Annotated in this window: 13 protein-coding genes; 8 read left to right on the forward strand and 5 right to left on the reverse strand. The window is 36.9% G+C overall.

What is annotated here, in order from left to right; translation table 11 throughout:
* Positions 1–81: 81 nt before the first annotated feature.
* The 4 genes from PQF83_RS17860 (at position 82) to PQF83_RS17875 (ending at position 5,680) form a co-directional block, all read left to right on the forward strand.
* Complete coding sequence (locus tag PQF83_RS17860; protein WP_000760287.1) at positions 82–1,821, forward strand: C40 family peptidase; 1,740 nt, start codon at positions 82–84, stop codon at positions 1,819–1,821.
* A 345-nt stretch (positions 1,822–2,166) separates the two neighbouring features.
* Positions 2,167–3,378: a NupC/NupG family nucleoside CNT transporter gene (locus PQF83_RS17865; protein WP_001051024.1), complete on the forward strand. Its 1,212-nt coding sequence runs from the start codon at positions 2,167–2,169 to the stop codon at positions 3,376–3,378.
* A gap of 248 nt (positions 3,379–3,626) precedes the next feature.
* Complete coding sequence (locus PQF83_RS17870; protein ID WP_000654292.1) at positions 3,627–4,382, forward strand: GGDEF domain-containing protein; 756 nt, start codon at positions 3,627–3,629, stop codon at positions 4,380–4,382.
* Complete coding sequence (locus PQF83_RS17875) at positions 4,379–5,680, forward strand: glycosyltransferase family 2 protein (RefSeq protein WP_000988773.1); 1,302 nt, start codon at positions 4,379–4,381, stop codon at positions 5,678–5,680. The genes PQF83_RS17870 and PQF83_RS17875 overlap by 4 nt, the downstream gene beginning before the upstream one ends.
* Positions 5,681–5,826: 146 nt before the next feature.
* On the opposite strand, the gene PQF83_RS17880 is transcribed toward PQF83_RS17875, so the two are convergent.
* Entirely contained in the window at positions 5,827–5,961 is a 135-nt protein-coding gene (locus PQF83_RS17880) for a hypothetical protein (RefSeq protein WP_000833067.1), read from the reverse strand.
* A gap of 281 nt (positions 5,962–6,242) precedes the next feature.
* Positions 6,243–7,760 (reverse strand): glycine betaine transporter OpuD, encoded by a 1,518-nt coding sequence (gene opuD, locus PQF83_RS17885; protein ID WP_001230133.1) that lies wholly within the window; start codon positions 7,758–7,760, stop codon positions 6,243–6,245.
* A gap of 666 nt (positions 7,761–8,426) precedes the next feature.
* Here opuD and PQF83_RS17890 point away from each other — a divergent pair.
* A complete protein-coding gene (locus tag PQF83_RS17890; protein WP_000733324.1) occupies positions 8,427–9,299 on the forward strand; it encodes a cell wall-binding protein EntA in 873 nt (290 codons plus the stop codon).
* Between the two features lie 80 nt (positions 9,300–9,379).
* Positions 9,380–9,682, forward strand: a complete 303-nt coding sequence (locus PQF83_RS17895; protein WP_001102521.1) for a DUF3910 family protein — start codon at positions 9,380–9,382, stop codon at positions 9,680–9,682.
* A 40-nt stretch (positions 9,683–9,722) separates the two neighbouring features.
* Here the strand turns inward: PQF83_RS17895 and PQF83_RS17900 are convergent, their stop codons facing one another.
* Genes PQF83_RS17900 through PQF83_RS17910 form a run of 3 tightly spaced genes read right to left on the reverse strand, consistent with a single transcriptional unit; the run spans position 9,723 to position 13,163 of the window.
* Entirely contained in the window at positions 9,723–11,102 is a 1,380-nt protein-coding gene (locus tag PQF83_RS17900) for a zinc ribbon domain-containing protein (RefSeq protein WP_000666874.1), read from the reverse strand.
* Positions 11,103–11,115: 13 nt separating this feature from the next.
* Positions 11,116–12,669 (reverse strand): hypothetical protein, encoded by a 1,554-nt coding sequence (locus PQF83_RS17905; RefSeq protein ID WP_000271602.1) that lies wholly within the window; start codon positions 12,667–12,669, stop codon positions 11,116–11,118.
* A 5-nt stretch (positions 12,670–12,674) separates the two neighbouring features.
* Positions 12,675–13,163 (reverse strand): zinc ribbon domain-containing protein, encoded by a 489-nt coding sequence (locus tag PQF83_RS17910; protein WP_001281743.1) that lies wholly within the window; start codon positions 13,161–13,163, stop codon positions 12,675–12,677.
* Between the two features lie 157 nt (positions 13,164–13,320).
* Between PQF83_RS17910 and PQF83_RS17915 the strand changes: the two genes are divergently transcribed.
* Both PQF83_RS17915 and PQF83_RS17920 read left to right on the forward strand, forming a co-directional pair.
* Complete coding sequence (locus PQF83_RS17915; protein WP_000939167.1) at positions 13,321–14,940, forward strand: SWIM zinc finger family protein; 1,620 nt, start codon at positions 13,321–13,323, stop codon at positions 14,938–14,940.
* A complete protein-coding gene (locus PQF83_RS17920) occupies positions 14,924–17,680 on the forward strand; it encodes a DEAD/DEAH box helicase (protein ID WP_000610069.1) in 2,757 nt (918 codons plus the stop codon). Before PQF83_RS17915 ends, PQF83_RS17920 begins: the two co-directional genes overlap by 17 nt.
* Positions 17,681–17,704 lie beyond the last annotated feature (24 nt).

The following is a 17,704-nucleotide window of genomic DNA, read 5'->3' on the forward strand; positions in this document are numbered from 1 at the left end:
TAATCGACATGCTCTTTAGAATTTTTAACAGTTGGTAAATATTTCTTCACTACATTACAGACAGAAAGGAATCGACAAATTATGAAAAAATACCTTGCCGGTCTTGCGGCAGTGTCTGTAGCAGGAGGAGCAGCACCTACACTTGATAGTGTTCAAGCTGCCCCTGAACAAAATACACAAAAAGCTGCTACAACTGTCCAAGCTTCTGCATCAAACAGCTCATCTTATAAGGTTAACGCTGACGTATTACATGTTCGTGCAGGATCAAGTACTTCTCACGACATCATCTCGCGCGTTTATAACGGTCAATCACTAAACGTGATTGGCGAAGAAAATGGTTGGTACAAAATTAACATGAATGGACAAACAGGCTTTGTTAGTGGTGAATTTGTATCAAAAAATGGTGCGAGCAATTCAAATGTAAGTACAACAGGTGGAAAAAATAAAGTTACTGCTGATGTATTACGTGTACGTACCGCTCCTAACACTTCTAGTTCTGTTTCAGGACGTGTATATGAAGGACAAACATTAAACGTAATTGGTCAAGAAAATGGTTGGGTAAAAATCACCCATAATGGACAAGTAGGTTATGTAAGTGGTGAATTTGTATCTGGCGTTTCTGCTAATACAGGTTCTTCAAACAACAATACGAATAATAACAACCAAGAATCTGTAAAACCAGCAAGCGGAAACTATACAGTAAATGTATCTTCCCTTCGTGTTCGTACAGGTCCTAGCACTTCTCACACAACTGTAGGTTCTGTTACAAAAGGACAAGTCGTACAAGTTGTTGGCGAAGTTCAAGATTGGTTCAAAATCAATTATGCAGGCCAAACAGCTTACGTAAGCAAAGACTACGTAACAAAAGGCGGTTCTAGCGATAACGCTACACAAGGAAACAACCAAAATAATAACCAAAACAATAATGTAACTGTTCAAACTGGTGGTACTTACGTTGTTAACGCAACATCTCTACGCGTTCGCACAGGCCCTGCTACTTACCATAGCGTAATTGGTGGCGTATTAAATGGTACGACATTAAACGTAATTGGCTCTGAAGGTAGCTGGTTTAAAGTTAACTATCAAGGAAAAACAGGCTACGTTAGTAGCGAATTCATGAAATTCGTTAAAGGTGGCACTACTACTCCTGAGCAACCAAAACAACCTGAACAACCTAATCAAGGTGCAATTGGTGACTACTACATTAATGCTTCTGCCTTAAATGTACGTAGTGGTGAAGGTACAAATTATAGAATCATAGGCGCACTTCCACAAGGACAGAAGGTTCAAGTAATCTCTGAAAACTCTGGATGGAGCAAAATTAACTACAACGGTCAAACTGGTTATATCGGAACACGTTACCTTTCTAAAACACCAGTTGGCGGCGCAGTAGATAATAAGCCTAACAACAATCAAAATAACAATCAAAACAATAACAACAATACAGGTAATAATAGCGGCAACAGTTCTTCTATACTTGCATATGCAAAAGGAATGCAAGGCGTACCATACGTTTGGGGCGGAACTTCTGCTAACGGTGTGGACTGCAGTGGCTACATCTACCACGTATTTAAGAAATTTGGTCATAACATTAGCCGTCAAAGTGTTGCGGGATATTGGGGTAGCCTACCACAAACTTCAAATCCACAACCAGGCGACTTAATTTATTTCCAAAACACTTATAAATCGGGTCCTTCTCACATGGGTATTTACCTTGGGGGCGGATCATTTATCCAAGCCGGAGATAAAGGTGTAGCAATCGCTTCATTAAGCAATTCTTATTGGAGTAAGCACTTCTTAGGTTATACGAAAGCACCTTAAGTTATATTTTTAGAGCCTTCTAGATTACTAGAAGGCTCTTTTTAATGTGTATAACCTATTTCCCTAAAAAAATAATGTATCTATTTTCCTATTTCATACACTATATTCTACAATAATGATCCATAACGTTATCATAATGTATATTTTCACATAAAAAACATAACCTATTTCATGTCTAATCATTTTATATGTGTTTTTTTGAAGAATTTTCTTTTTATTTAAACTTTTCGTTAGACGTTTGACCTCTGATGTCCATTATGATAAGTTACTTAAGATGTTATATTTGCAGAAGTATAGACAACTGTTTTATACATTTTTTTACTATGAGGAAGGAGCATACACTGCATGAATCTTTTATGGGGAATTGGCGGCGTGATTGGAGTATTAGCAATCGCTTTCTTACTATCTTCCAACCGCAAAGCTATTAATTGGCGCACGATTTTAATCGCGCTAGCATTACAAATGTCATTTTCATTTATCGTATTACGATGGGATGCCGGAAAAGCAGGTTTAAAACACGCTGCAGATGGCGTTCAAGGATTAATTAATTTTTCTTACGAGGGAATTAAGTTCGTTGCTGGGGATTTAGTCAACGCAAAAGGACCTTGGGGATTTGTATTCGTTATTCAAGCACTACTTCCAATCGTATTTATTAGTTCATTAGTAGCAATCTTATATCATTTCGGTATTATGCAGAAATTTGTTAGTATCATTGGTGGCGGGTTAAGTAAACTTCTTGGAACTTCTAAAGCAGAAAGTTTAAACTCAGTAACAACTGTATTTTTAGGACAAACTGAAGCTCCAATCTTAATCAAACCTTACTTAGCACGTTTAACAAATAGTGAATTCTTCGCTATTATGGTAAGCGGTATGACAGCTGTTGCTGGATCAGTTCTTGTCGGCTATGCAGCAATGGGTATTCCGTTAGAACACTTGTTAGCAGCAGCAATTATGGCAGCTCCATCAAGTCTATTAATTGCAAAACTAATTATGCCAGAAACAGAAAAAGTAGATAATAACGTTGAACTTTCTACAGAGCGTGAAGATGCAAACGTTATTGATGCAGCAGCACGTGGTGCATCAGAAGGTATGCAACTTGTTATTAACGTAGCAGCAATGTTAATGGCTTTCATCGCATTAATCGCTTTATTAAATGGCCTATTAGGATGGATTGGCTCTTGGTTCGATATTAAACTTAGCCTTGATTTAATCTTCGGTTACTTACTATCACCATTTGCAATTTTAATCGGGGTTTCTCCTGGTGAAGCCGTACAAGCAGCAAGCTTTATCGGTCAAAAACTTGCAATCAACGAATTCGTTGCATACGCAAACTTAGGACCACATATGGCAGAGTTCTCTGCAAAAACAAATCTAATTTTAACATTCGCAATCTGTGGATTCGCAAACTTCTCTTCTATCGCAATTCAATTAGGTGTAACAGGAACATTAGCTCCTACTCGCCGTAAACAAATTGCACAATTAGGGATTAAAGCAGTTATCGCTGGTACACTAGCTAACTTCTTAAACGCAGCAGTTGCAGGTATGATGTTCCTATAAAATAAAACAAGTCCCCTCTTTCTAAAGAGGGGACTTGCTTTATTTTCTCAGTATATATTAAATACTTTATGCTGAAATATAAAAACATTATGATACAATAATTATCAAGTCTGTTTATTTTTTCTTACAAAAGAGGGATACTACTTTTTGTTGCCTCTCAAAAAGAATATAGTCATCCGGTCTATTTCTTAATAATTGCGCATACTACAAGTATCCTTGTATGAATTATCTTTAAGGAGGAAAGTTTTGTGAAAGATAACTTCTATAAAGTCCTCTCTATGTGGATTTTACAAATTTTATTTTATTTTACAACTGTACATGTAACGCAATATGAGCATGCTCTCATTTTTACAATTATATATGTAATTGTTAATGTACTATTTCTATTTTTGCCTGATAAAACTGCATTTGTTTTCTTCATATTAGGAACCATTATTTCGGTATTCTACCTGTTCTACCAAGCATGGCTTTACTTATGGAGTACATCAGAACAATGGGAATACATTATTACTCACTTCCTAATGGCAGCAAATTTCTTCATTGTATATATCTCCACTCATCTATTAAAGAAGGTTATTCATGAAAATAAAGAATTAACCGAACGTGTGAGAACGTTAGAACAATACATCGGAGAATCGAAATTATTAACAAGACAAGAATTTGAGAGACGACAAGCATTATTAATCAATGCAATGAATCGTCGTAATGAAACAGGCGTTATGATTTATTTTGATTTCACTTCCTTTAGTAAATATACGAAGGAAAGTGTTATGGACCGTGTAGCTTCCTTATTAGTTGAAACGGTAAGAGCTGACTTTGACCTTGCTGCTAAATATGATAATAATACGCTCGTTATTTTATTACAAAATACAAATGAAGCCGGTGCTGACATTGTAATGAACCGCCTAAAGCCAAAAATGGAGCAATGGCTTGCTGCTGAAGCGATCCAAGATATAAAAATTTCACGCGAGCAAATTGGGAACAAAGGACAGACGTTATTATGATGACACTCGTTATACTTCTTTTATTCCTCCTGTTTTGCGTACTTGTTTTTTGGATTAGCATCACATTTTCGATTAAGTATGTACTTATTTTTACAGCCTTTCTATTCTCTGGCTTACTCGTTTACTATTCTTTCTTAACACTCGCAGGTTTAGTTCACCGAAGTAGGAAACGAAAAGATCGTACGCTAGAACATTACCCAAGCGTCGATATTTTAATACCAGCTCACAATGAAGGCGTCGTTATTAAAGATACTTTAGAGGCGATGGCAAAGATTGAATATCCAGGCAAACTAACTGTTTATTTATTAAACGATAACTCGCAAGATGAGACACCTGAAATTGGTGACGATTTTGACAAAGCTTATGCTCATATTCGTCACATTCGCGTTCCCCCTGGTGAACCAAAAGGAAAATCACGTGTATTAAACTATGGCCTTAGTATTTCAGATGGTGAATACTTCTGTGTTTATGATGCAGATAACCAGCCTGAACCACATGCATTGCGAATGCTTGTAGAACACGCTGAAACAACCGAGGATGCTGTTGGAGCTGTTGGGCATGTTCGTACTGTAAATGAAAAAAGAAACTGGCTAACACGAATGATTTCGTTAGAATTTCAAATCTTCCAGCTCCTTATGCAATCCGGACGCTGGTTACTATTCCAAACAGGTTCACTAACAGGAACAAACATGCTTCTTCGTCGCGCTGCATTAGAAGAGCTTGGCGGCTATGACCCTTATGCAATTGCTGAAGATGCTGAATTAACATTACGAATTACACAAAAAGGTTATCTCCTGCCAATCGTTCCAGAGTCAATTACATGGGAACAAGAACCTGAGCATTTAAAAATCCTTATTAAGCAGCGTACACGTTGGCTCCAAGGGAACTTGTACATTTTAGAAAAAATGTTTTCTTCATTAAGTTTCTTTAAAGGAAAACTGCTCGTCCATTCTTTACAACAAGTTTTAGTATATGTTGTATTTTGGTTATTCTTAATCATTTCGAACGTTTGGTTTGTAATTGGGTTACTCGGGATATTCCAAATTCAATATAGCATTCCGCTACTATTCATGTGGTATGTCGCATACGTTACATATGTTTCTCAATTATTTAGTGCCCAGAGTGTGGAACGAACCTTTACACCAACTAATATTTTTATTAGTGTGATCATGTACTTTACGTACGCACAGCTCTTTACGTACTTATTCATTCGTAGCTTAATTTTATACTTACGTGCAAAGAGCAAGAAACAAGTCATTGGCTGGGATAAAACTGTTCGATTCAAAAAAGATAAATAATAAAAATAAGCACAGAGCGCCGTATGCTCTGTGCTTATTTATTGCCGTATAAAATATATATCAGACAATACCCCTTAGCTGAAAGTAATTTCACGTCCATCCCCCAACGAACGATCGACCTTCATTTATATACGAAAAAGTGATTGCTATTTTTGTAGAACCAATTGCTTCTCTTGTTGCTCTTTACGCGTTTCAGTCTTAGGTTCCGTGCTTTCTTGGACACTACGATGTGCCACACGTTTCAAACAAATATGCTTCCACTTTCTTTCGTAACGTTTCATTATTCTAGATGTCCCCCTTGAATACGCTTTAAAACTATTTGAAATCGCTTACAGGAAATAATATAGCACATATATATAAACGTGACAACACATTTCCGACAATTTTTTGTCAAAAATACGAATAGAATTTGCAAAACATCGAACATTGTCGAAATATATCGATTTTCATTCGTATAAAAGGCATACTACTAATATAGTATGCCTTTTATTTCCCTTACTTGCAGTTCAAGTTCCTTCTATATAAAAAAGAGCTGATACATAATCAGCTCTTTTTCCTTCTATTATTTATGACGCTTCATACGTCCTTCTTTTTGTAACTCTTTAAATAAGGCTGCCATCATAAAGAAAATAACGAAGACGAATGGGAATGCTGCAATGATAGCTGCCGTTTGTAAGGCTTCTAATCCACCTACATATAATAAGATAGAAGCTAGAGCAGCTAAAACGATACCCCAGATCATTTTAATGCGATTTGGTGGATTTAAACTACCATGTGTCGTTAACATCCCTAAAACGAATGTCGCTGAATCTGCAGATGTAATAAAGAATGTAGAAATAAGAAGAATAGCTAGAACAGATAAAGCCGATCCAAAGCTTCCCATCTGGTCAAACATAGCGAATAACCCTACTTCTGTTCCCATCTCTTTCACTTTTTCAAAAATATGTGCATCACCGAACAGCTCCATATGAATACCAGTTCCGCCGAAAACAGAGAACCAAAGGGCACCAATTACGGTCGGTACGAGCAACACACCGATAACAAACTCACGAATGGTACGTCCTCGTGAAACACGAGCAATAAATGTACCTACGAATGGTGACCATGCAATCCACCATGCCCAATAGAAAATTGTCCACGATTGAATCCATTGGTTTCCACCTTCATCTAATGGACTTAATCGGAAACTCATGCTTGGTAATTCCTGAATGTAAGCACCAATTGTTGAGGTGAAGTAATTCATAATAAAGTTTGTTGGACCCGCAAATAATACAATAATCATAAGTGCAAATGCCAAAATAATATTCGTATTACTTAAATATTTAATTCCTTTATCAAGACCTGTTTGCGCAGATAACATAAATAACACTGTTACGATTGCAATAATAACTAACTGAGTCGTTAATGAATTCGGGATAGATGTTAAATAACTAACACCACCGGCAATTTGTTTTGCACCAAGACCTAATGATGTTGCCACGCCAAACACAGTCGCGAAAACAGCTAACACATCAAATAAATGAGCAATACGTCCATGGTCCCCGCCTTTAAATAACGGTCCTACTGTCGCACTAATTGTACTTGCTTTTCCTTTTCTAAAAGTAAAGTAAGCAATACAAAGCGCTACAAATGCATATAGTCCCCAAGGATGTAATCCCCAATGGAAAAATGAAAAACGCAGTGCAAGACGTGCACTTTCCTCAGTTGCACTCTCTCCAAACGGAGGTGCATACAAATGGTTTAATGGTTCCGCAACGCCCCAGAAGACTAAGCCGATACCCATACCAGCACTAAATAACATAGCAAACCATGTCATATAACTATAATCAGGCTCGTCATCATCTTTACCTAAACGAATAGAACCGTATTTCGAAACAATTAAAAAGATAGACACACCTAAAATAATAGAAACAGAAATAATATAGAACCATCCAAACTTACTAACTAATGCAGTTTGAATTGCGGTTGTTACATTTCCTAGGCTACCTTTTCCCATAATAGATTCGGGAATAATCCCCCAAAGTGTAAATGCAATACATAATGTTAATGAAACGATGAATGTTTTTGTCAGTTTCCTCATCAAATCCCCCTTCGTAGGTTTCACTTTTGTAAATAACATAAATTCCGATATGTAAAATCGGATAGAAAACTATGATTTTTGTGGTGTTTTTCTTACTTTCACCTTCACCAATTCGAATTCTTATGGACAGCCTTACCTTCCGTATAACCTTTTTCACTCTGCAAGAGCTATAAGATCGAAATACTGCTGTCAAATTGTGCGAGAAAAATGCGGATGGGAATATATTTCCCCAAAAAAAGGTGTGTTACAGATGTAAAAAAGGGCATTTTTCTTCCTTGCAACCCTTTCTTTTTGTAACAATTATGCGGTTTTTTTGCTAGTATATAGCACGTGTTTATAATTTCACAAATGAAATGTTTATGTTTATATAACTATATTACCCATAAAACGGTAAAATACTCAAGGAATGTAATCGTTTAGTAAACATCATGTAACACTCCTGTAATATTTTTATTTACGTCGAAAACAATATGTTGTATTAAATATTTTGAATATAAGTAGAAACCTACTAATCATATAGAATGAAAAACGCTTTCCTATATTTTTTGTTATATTACAGCATGTTAACGACTTATTACGAATGGTTTGTAATTGTGTGTTTTCCCCAAATCCGAAAAAATCTGTTGCTATAATGAGGACACGAAAACAAACGCAATGGAGGCTATCATGAAAAAATTAATTGGTATAGCAACAGCAGCAGTTTTTGGTCTTGGGATTTTCACATCATCTGCTAATGCAGAAACTGTTGTAACAACAGACGTACTAAATGTACGCGAAAACCCTACTACTGAATCAAAAGTTGTCGGTAAATTACTAAACGGTAATAAAATAGATGTTCAAAATACAGAGAACGGATGGTCAAAAATCACTTTAGATGGTAAAGACGCATTCGTAAGTGCAGAGTTCACTAAAAGCATCTACTACGTAACAGCTAACGTATTAAACGTACGTGCTGAAGCGAACACAAACTCAGAAATTCTTGGGACGCTTAAGAAAGATGATATGATTGAAACAACGAACCAAGTACAAAATGAGTGGTTACAATTCGAATATAACGGAAAAACAGCTTATGTTCACGTTCCTTTCTTAACAGGTACAGCACCTGTTATTGAGAAACAAGAACAACCTGCTCCTGCTAAAGCTGTAGCACCAGCTAAAGCACCTGCAGCACAAGCAAAACAAGCTGCTAAGCCTGCTGTAAAAGCTGCTAACACTAGCGCACCTGCTGGTGGTCGTGAGTTAACAGTTGTAGCTACAGCATATACAGCTCATCCGAGCGAAAACGGTGGCACATATGGCGGCCGTGTATTAACTGCAATGGGTCATGACTTAACAGCGAACCCAAACATGAAAATGATCGCTGTTGATCCGAAAGTAATCCCATTAGGATCTAAAGTATGGGTAGAAGGTTACGGAGAAGCTATCGCTGGAGATACTGGCGGTGCAATTAAAGGTAACCGTATCGACATCCTACTTGGATCAGATAGCGCTGCTCAAAAATGGGGCCGCAAAACTGTTAAAGTGAAAATTTTAAAATAACCAATGACTGCTAAAGCCAGTTCTCTTTGTTGAGAGCTGGCTTTTATTTTTTATATAATACATATAAGGAGGTTATACCCATGAATGTACAAGCGAAAGTAGACTGGATCGGTACACCAAAACCGTATATATATAAAGATGAAGTAACATATGACGCTACTTCTATTGATTTTTCACTCGCTGGCGACGACAATCGCTATAAATTAATTGTGCTCAAGTCTGAAGAAAATACACATTACAAATTTGTCCAATATGGAATCAAACCCGGCTCACAAAAGCCATTCCCTATCGACATTCCATTCGAACAAAACATGTTACCAATCATAGAGCAAATATTACATGATCCGTATGTACAAGCGATATTAAAAGAAACCCGCTTCTAATCGAAAAAAGACTATCTCAATCATGAGATAGTCTTTTGCATTAATGAGTTGGACCAGATACTTCCTCTGATTTCAACGTATTATTCGCTCCAAGAGAATGGTACAATATCTTTCCATTTCCATTCACAGTAACGATATGATCATTATTAAAGCTTTTGAACTTCACAGAGCCATCACCGTAACGAATATGATACTCTTCATATGTCGTTACTTTATATTTCGTAGCACTTTGACGCTCTACATTACGAATTTCCATTGTTAATAAATCTTCTGTAATTCCTTTTTTGTGTAAATACTGTATATAATCACGGTCTTCCTTGTACGATTTCCCGCTCTTATCATAATTATTTTCAATTAGGCTAAAATCATTTAATGAAATCGCACGCACATTATCATAAAGATGATTTCGTACAAAGTCGCCGACAGCCGAACTTGATGTTTCTTTCGGGAATTTTAAGTAATACGTGCTCTGGTCTCCGATTTTAACACTTTCAGATTTCATCACACCAAAATCAGTAGTTTTCTCTAAATGTACTTCTACTGTTTCATCTGTGGATACAGGACCAAGCTTATAACTTCCATAGCTTAATTTTCCACGTTTTTTTCCATTCACAAATACAGTTGCATCATTTTCATCAGAAGAAATGGTTACATAATTTCCTTCTAATGATAATGTCACATCCACTTTCGCCTCTTTTTCATCTGCCAAGTCCACTTCTTTTTCTGTTTCTAACTCAGTTAGTTCCGTCTTCGCTTTTGCCTTTACAACGTAAGAACCAGGGAAATATGGACCAACTTCTTTTGAAGTTTTATCACTCGATAACTCTGTCTCTTTCTTATCATTCACATATATTTCAGCGCTTTTCGCAGTTGTGCTTACATTCATATAATAAGATTTCATATTAAATTTATATTTCGGATATAAGAACCATTCTTTACCGTCTTCTATAATTTGACCATCTTTAAATGATGCTTTATCACTTGCTAGTTTTTGATCTACTGTCTCTCTTTGTAAATAAGATAGCAGTTCTTTATTATAAGAAGGATTTTCTTTTAAATAACGGATATATCCTTTAATATCGTCAACTTTCACTTTCAAACTCGGATCATCTACTTTTACAAACTCATCAATTGCATTCGCATCTTTCTTTTGGAATGCTTCAATCATAGCATTGACCTGCTTTTCTTTCGAAAACTTGCTTGCTCCAAATTTATACGCACCAAACAATATAGCAAAGATAACAACAAAGCCTATAAGTAACATTATATTTTTCTTACTTTTCACTGGCTTTATTTCTCGTTGTACTTCTGAACGAGAAGAAGTTGCCTGATCAGCAATTACATCTACCTTACTTCCACACTCGGAACAAAAGTTCAAATGATCTGCAACTTGTTTATTACATTTCCCACAAAACTTCAAATGGCTCTCCCCCTTATTTTTTCCCTAACTTCATACCGGCGAATGTTAATGCGTAAGAAAGAAGAAAACTACCTACAATTAAATACAGCGCGCTACTTTGAATAGAAAACAATGGACCGGAAATCCCAGCAAATTCTTTCATCACTTCTTTACTCCCTGAGGCCTCAACATGAATTTTGGCCAATCCATTTACACAAAGCATCATCACAGTATACACCACACTAAACACAGCGATAGTTACGTACATATTTTTCATCGGATATTGAGCCAATTTCATTCCAGCTCTAAATAGTAAAATACATGGTAATAAAATTAATAACCCCCACCAGTGCATATAGGAATTAAAGTCATCAATTTCTTTTACTCGTTGAAGATTAGCTCCGTTAGCAATTTCCAAATCTTTTAATGACGTACCATTTATTGATATTCCTGACGTATAAGATAAATGCAATGGCCCTTTTTCCATTGCGTATCTTCTCATTTCTCTATCCATATCTCCCCATTCAATTGCTGTTGGAGCAAAGTGAGCCATATTCCACATGTATGGTGTTGCTTCTAATGAAATGAATGTTTTATATGTTTTCTCTGGAAAATCAATTGGTCCCACTGACTTTGAACTGCTAAATAAAATTGTAATAAGTATAATACCAAATGTAATAAGCAATCCTTTTAATACAGTTACCACACTATAATAAATAGATGTTGCATATGGAATACTTCGACTTATAGAAGATAATAGACGGTGTGGCCCGGCTTGAATACACATACCAATAAAGGTAAATAATAAACCAAATATAATGCCATACAATAAACTACTAACATGTGAATAACCAATACTGATTGTCATCGTTTTATAGAATTGAGAAATTGTCGTAGAAGAACCTGCAATAAAGCTAACAATACACAAGAAAATTCCATATACGATACCGATGACACTCGATGTTAGTAACTTCTCACGCCAAATAGCAGAAGGGTTGCTTTTCTCTACAAAGAATCCAATTCCACCTAATATAAGTGCCGGAATTGCTAACAAGATGAACAATGGGAAATGAAGGATAAATGACATCGTATATGCTCCGCTCCCACTAACTTCAAGGCCTATTAAATGATACATTAAAATTAATGGTGCTATACCAATGAAAGATTGATTAACATTAGTCTCATTCAGCATACCGTCCATCTTTGTGAGCATCGTTCTCACTAGATCGTTAATCGCCGCATCGACAACTAAGCTACCAATCCAACCGGCTATAAACATACATGCAATTGCAAGCCCACCACCAAGTAAACCCTTTTTCAAAGTGCTTCCAGATGGACTTACATGCAATTGTAAACCTTCGTCTGGTAATCTTGTTTTCATTTCTTTTTTTATAATACCTAATAAGGAATCCCCGCATTTCTCACAATATGTAGCGGTCCCTTTACTTTCCACTCCACAAGTTCGGCAATACTTTGAGTCTTTCGGTGCTAACGTAACTTCACTTTCTACACTACCTGTACTTGATCCATCATGTGTACAATAATTCGCTACATCCGATTGTTCTAAACCACAAGTTTTACAATACATGTTCCTCACTCCTTACTTTGCTTCATACCACAAACTGGACAGAATGTAGCCTCTGTTGCAATTTGTTCACCACATGAAGTACATGATTCATTTTCATCATTTTTTGATTGAAGGAGTAACTCATTTTCTTTCCCACACTGTCCACAAAACTTATCATTTACTGATAAGGGACCGCCACAGCTACATTGCCCTTTCTGTCCTTGATTCTGTAAATTAGCTATTTGCTTACGTGTGTTATAAATAGCTACATCCAGCTCTTGTACTGGTTCTATAATATTTTTTAACACATCTACTCGAACTTCATCATTGCGGAGTTGCATATAGGCCATTTGACCAAGTTCCAGCAAAATTTCCGTTTTCGCCTGTAGTTTCTCTTGCGTAATTTTCTTTAATTGCGCAACCTCTTGAGCTACTTGTAATTTCATCTTCCCTTGCTCGATTCCCTCTTGCAATTTGTTCATACCGCTACCAAACTTCGATTGTAAATCTGACAAAACCTAATCCCTCCATAAATATATAGTAATATACAAAATTAACATTTTATATATTACCATGATTTTCAAGTAATGTAATCTAAATTTCATTTTTTCTGTTTTGAGCATTTTTTGTTTATAATGGTAAAGGAAAGAAATATGTGTACGGAGGAATATTATGCTGCAACACTCAATTACGAAAGATGAAATTATGATGATTGCGAATGAGTTCGTTCAAGGACTAGATCCACAGCAAACAGCTGATCAGGAACATGTCGCTACAGCTCGGCACCTATATCGTAGTGGTGTTGTCTACAACGTTGACTTTGATGGCTATACGCTATCAGGAACTGTAGATGCTGAAGGCAGCGTATATAGCGTCCATATCCCGATTCGTAACGTAGCTGAAAGCTATTGCGATTGCTTCGCACCAACGCAGTGTGAGCATATGCTCGCTGTGTTACTATCGGCAGCATCTAGTTTCGGGCAAGTAGGAGATGTATTAACTTTATTCAAAAATAATACGAAACCTTCCCTTCCTCCTATTCGAACTGCAAGACAAGTATTGCAATCATCAGCTTTTGAAGAAACGGATTATAAAAGTTGGCAATCCTATTTTGATAACGAATATGAATCATTTAAAAAAGAACAAGCTCGGCTTACTTATAAACAAATGTATTTTCTTATGAGTATTTTTACGGACTTCTATACGAAACTCGAGCGGAAAGCCCCGCGTATCGTTGTAATACATGAATTGTTCAGGCTACATGCAGCGCTTTATTGCTTTCAAAAATTATTAGAAGAAATTCAGGACTTTGAAGCAAATAAAACGTATTCTTATCATCAGCCTGTTAACGTCGTTCGCCTATTTGTAGATAAAGTGGAATCCATCGTTCGGGACTTACAATCAGAATCGATTCCTTCAGAGTCTAAATCAATTCTGCAAGAAACAGCTCGTCTCGTTCACGAAGTATTTTTCTCCACCGATGCCTATACGCAAGAGAGGTTCTTTATTTATCGTCACATATGGAGTGAACTGTTACACAATAACGAGCAACTACAAGAAGAAGAAAAACGAATCGATACGAAAATGAATCCACTTTCCAAAGCATTAGCATCTTCTCATCTACTCTTTTTAAATGACGAAGATCGATTAGCGATGGACTTACTAAAGAAACAACCTGCTTCTGTTGTAAGTCTGTACTTCTATTGGTTAGAGGAATTATTAAATGCAATGAAATGGGATCGTGCGAAAAACTGGCTTTCCTTTACGTATAAACAAGTGAAGAAAACGATACATGAGCACGAAAATACAATTTTCATAAAAGATATCGTTCGCTTATTCGTCATCATGTATGAAACATATGCAACCCATACAAATGAACAAGCAGGACTCGAAATGATTTTGCAAGAGCTATTACCATATAGTTTCGCAAACTATGAACAATACGTACTGGCGAAAAAGCAGTATCGCACATGGGCAGAACTTCAGCTCTTACACGGTTTTGAAGCAATTGAACTTTTGAAAGAACCGCTGAAAGATATTGAGAAGGAAGCACCAGAAGCAGCCCTTCCTCTTTATCACCTTGCTGCTACCGAAGCTATTGAAGAGCGAAATCGCAAATCATATAGACGTGCAGTTCGCTACTTAAAGAAATTACGTACATTATATAAACGATTAAAGCGTACCGATGAATGGGATGCTTTCATTATTCACATCGCAAACTTACATTCACGTCTGCGTGCACTACAAGAGGAATTACGGAAAGGAAAATTAATCGATGATCAATCAAACTGAAGTAACAATTAGGCTCCAGCACGTTAGTCACGGTTGGTTCCTTTGGGGAGAAGATGATAGCGGTACTCCATTATCCGTAACAAGTTGGAAACAAAATGCATTTACATGGCACTCCACTTCCTTCTACGGCACGTTTCTAAAAGAAGCAAGCTTTGAAGGAAGACAAGGTGTTATGCTAACAAACGCACAAGCATTTGAATACATCGCGAATAAACCGATGAACTCCTTTGCCCGTATTCAAATGAACGGCCCTATTACAGCACTTACGGAAGACGCGAACGAATTGTGGGATGCCTTCACAAGCGGTAGCTTCGTACCTGATATGGAGCGCTGGCCTAAACAACCATCTTGGAAAGTTCAAAATACTCCAATCGAAGATGAAACATTGGCATCTCTTTTCTCGGCTGCAGTAAATGAAAGCATATTACAAGATAACCGTTCAAATGACGGATGGGAAGATGCAAAGAGACTTTATGAACATTACGACTTTACGAAAAGACAATTAGACGCAGCACTACATGAAGAAGATTGGCTTCGAAAAATTGGTTACATTGAAGATGACCTTCCCTTTACAATCGGACTACGACTACAAGAGCCGCAAGAAGAATTTGAAATGTGGAAGCTTGAAACAATTGTTACACCAAAGCGCGGGGCACATCGCATATATGTATATGAAAGTATCGATTCTTTACCAAAACGATGGCACGATTATGAAGAACGTATTCTTGAAACACAAGAAAGCTTCAGTAAGCTCGTACCGTGGTTAAAAGAAGGGGATACATTCCGAAGTGAACTCTTTGAAACAGAAGCGTGGAACTTCTTAACAGAAGCAAGTAACGAATTACTCGCCGCAGGTATTACAATCTTATTACCATCGTGGTGGCAAAATTTAAAAGCGACAAAACCAAAATTACGTGTGCAACTGAAGCAAAATGCTACGCAAACGCAATCTTTCTTCGGCATGAATACACTCGTTAATTTTGACTGGCGCATTTCAACGAACGGCATTGATTTATCAGAAAGCGAATTTTTTGAACTCGTTGAACAAAACAAACGGTTATTCAATATAAATGGTCAATGGATGCGACTAGATCCAGCCTTTATTGAAGAAGTACGAAAGCTCATGAATCGTGCTGATAAGTATGGACTTGAAATGAAAGATGTCCTTCAGCAACATTTATCAAACACCGCTGAAACAGAAATTGTAGAAGAGGATAGTCCATTTAACGATATTGAAATTGAACTAGATGGATATTATGAAGAGCTATTCCAAAAACTATTGCACATTGGAGATATTCCGAAAGTAGATGTCCCTTCTTCACTAAACGCTACACTCCGCCCGTATCAACAACATGGCATTGAGTGGTTATTATATTTAAGAAAGCTTGGATTCGGCGCATTGTTAGCTGACGACATGGGGCTTGGAAAGAGTATTCAAACGATCACTTACTTACTATATATAAAAGAAAACAATCTCCAAACAGGTCCTGCTTTAATCGTGGCTCCGACATCTGTTCTTGGAAATTGGCAAAAAGAATTTGAGCGTTTCGCACCGAATTTACGTGTTCAGTTACATTATGGAAGTAACCGAGCTAAAGGGGAATCCTTTAAAGATTTCCTTCAATCAGCAGATGTTGTATTAACGTCTTATGCATTAGCTCAGCTTGATGAGGAAGAACTTAGTACGTTATGCTGGGATGCTGTTATTTTGGATGAAGCACAAAATATTAAAAACCCACACACGAAACAGTCTAAAGCAGTGCGAAACTTACAAGCAAATCACAAAATCGCATTAACTGGAACACCGATGGAAAACCGCCTTGCCGAGCTTTGGTCTATTTTCGACTTCATTAATCATGGATATCTTGGCAGCTTAGGACAATTCCAGCGTCGCTTCGTCTCACCGATTGAAAAGGACCGTGACGAAGGAAAAATCCAACAAGTTCAACGTTTTATCTCGCCGTTTTTACTGCGTCGTACGAAGAAAGATCAAACAGTCGCATTAAACTTACCAGATAAACAAGAACAGAAAGCTTACTGTCCACTAACTGGTGAACAAGCTTCCTTATATGAACAACTTGTTCAAGATACATTGCAAAATGTAGAAGGATTAAGCGGAATTGAACGACGCGGATTTATATTACTCATGCTGAACAAACTTAAACAAATTTGTAATCACCCTGCTCTTTATTTAAAAGAAACAGAACCGAAAGACATCATCGAACGTTCCATGAAAACGAGCACGCTCATGGAACTTATTGAAAATATAAAAGATCAAAATGAAAGTTGTTTAATCTTCACGCAATACATTGGTATGGGGAACATGCTAAAAGATGTGTTAGAAAAACATTTCGGTCAGCGCGTCCTCTTCTTAAACGGTAGTGTACCGAAGAAAGAACGTGACAAAATGATCGAACAGTTCCAAAACGGAACGTATGACATCTTCATTTTATCGTTAAAAGCAGGTGGTACAGGGTTAAACTTAACAGCTGCCAACCATGTCATTCACTACGATCGTTGGTGGAATCCAGCGGTAGAAAACCAAGCAACAGATCGTGCATATCGCATTGGTCAAAAGCGTTTCGTTCATGTTCATAAACTGATTACAACGGGGACACTTGAAGAGAAAATCGATGAAATGTTAGAAAGAAAACAGTCATTAAACAACGCCGTCATTACAAGCGATAGTTGGATGACCGAACTATCTACAGATGAGCTAAAAGAATTACTTGGTGTATAAACAAAAGGAGCTAATCTTTTCGAG

The organism is Bacillus sp. FF-1 (assembly GCF_028548245.1).
GTDB lineage: Bacteria > Bacillota > Bacilli > Bacillales > Bacillaceae_G > Bacillus_A > Bacillus_A paranthracis.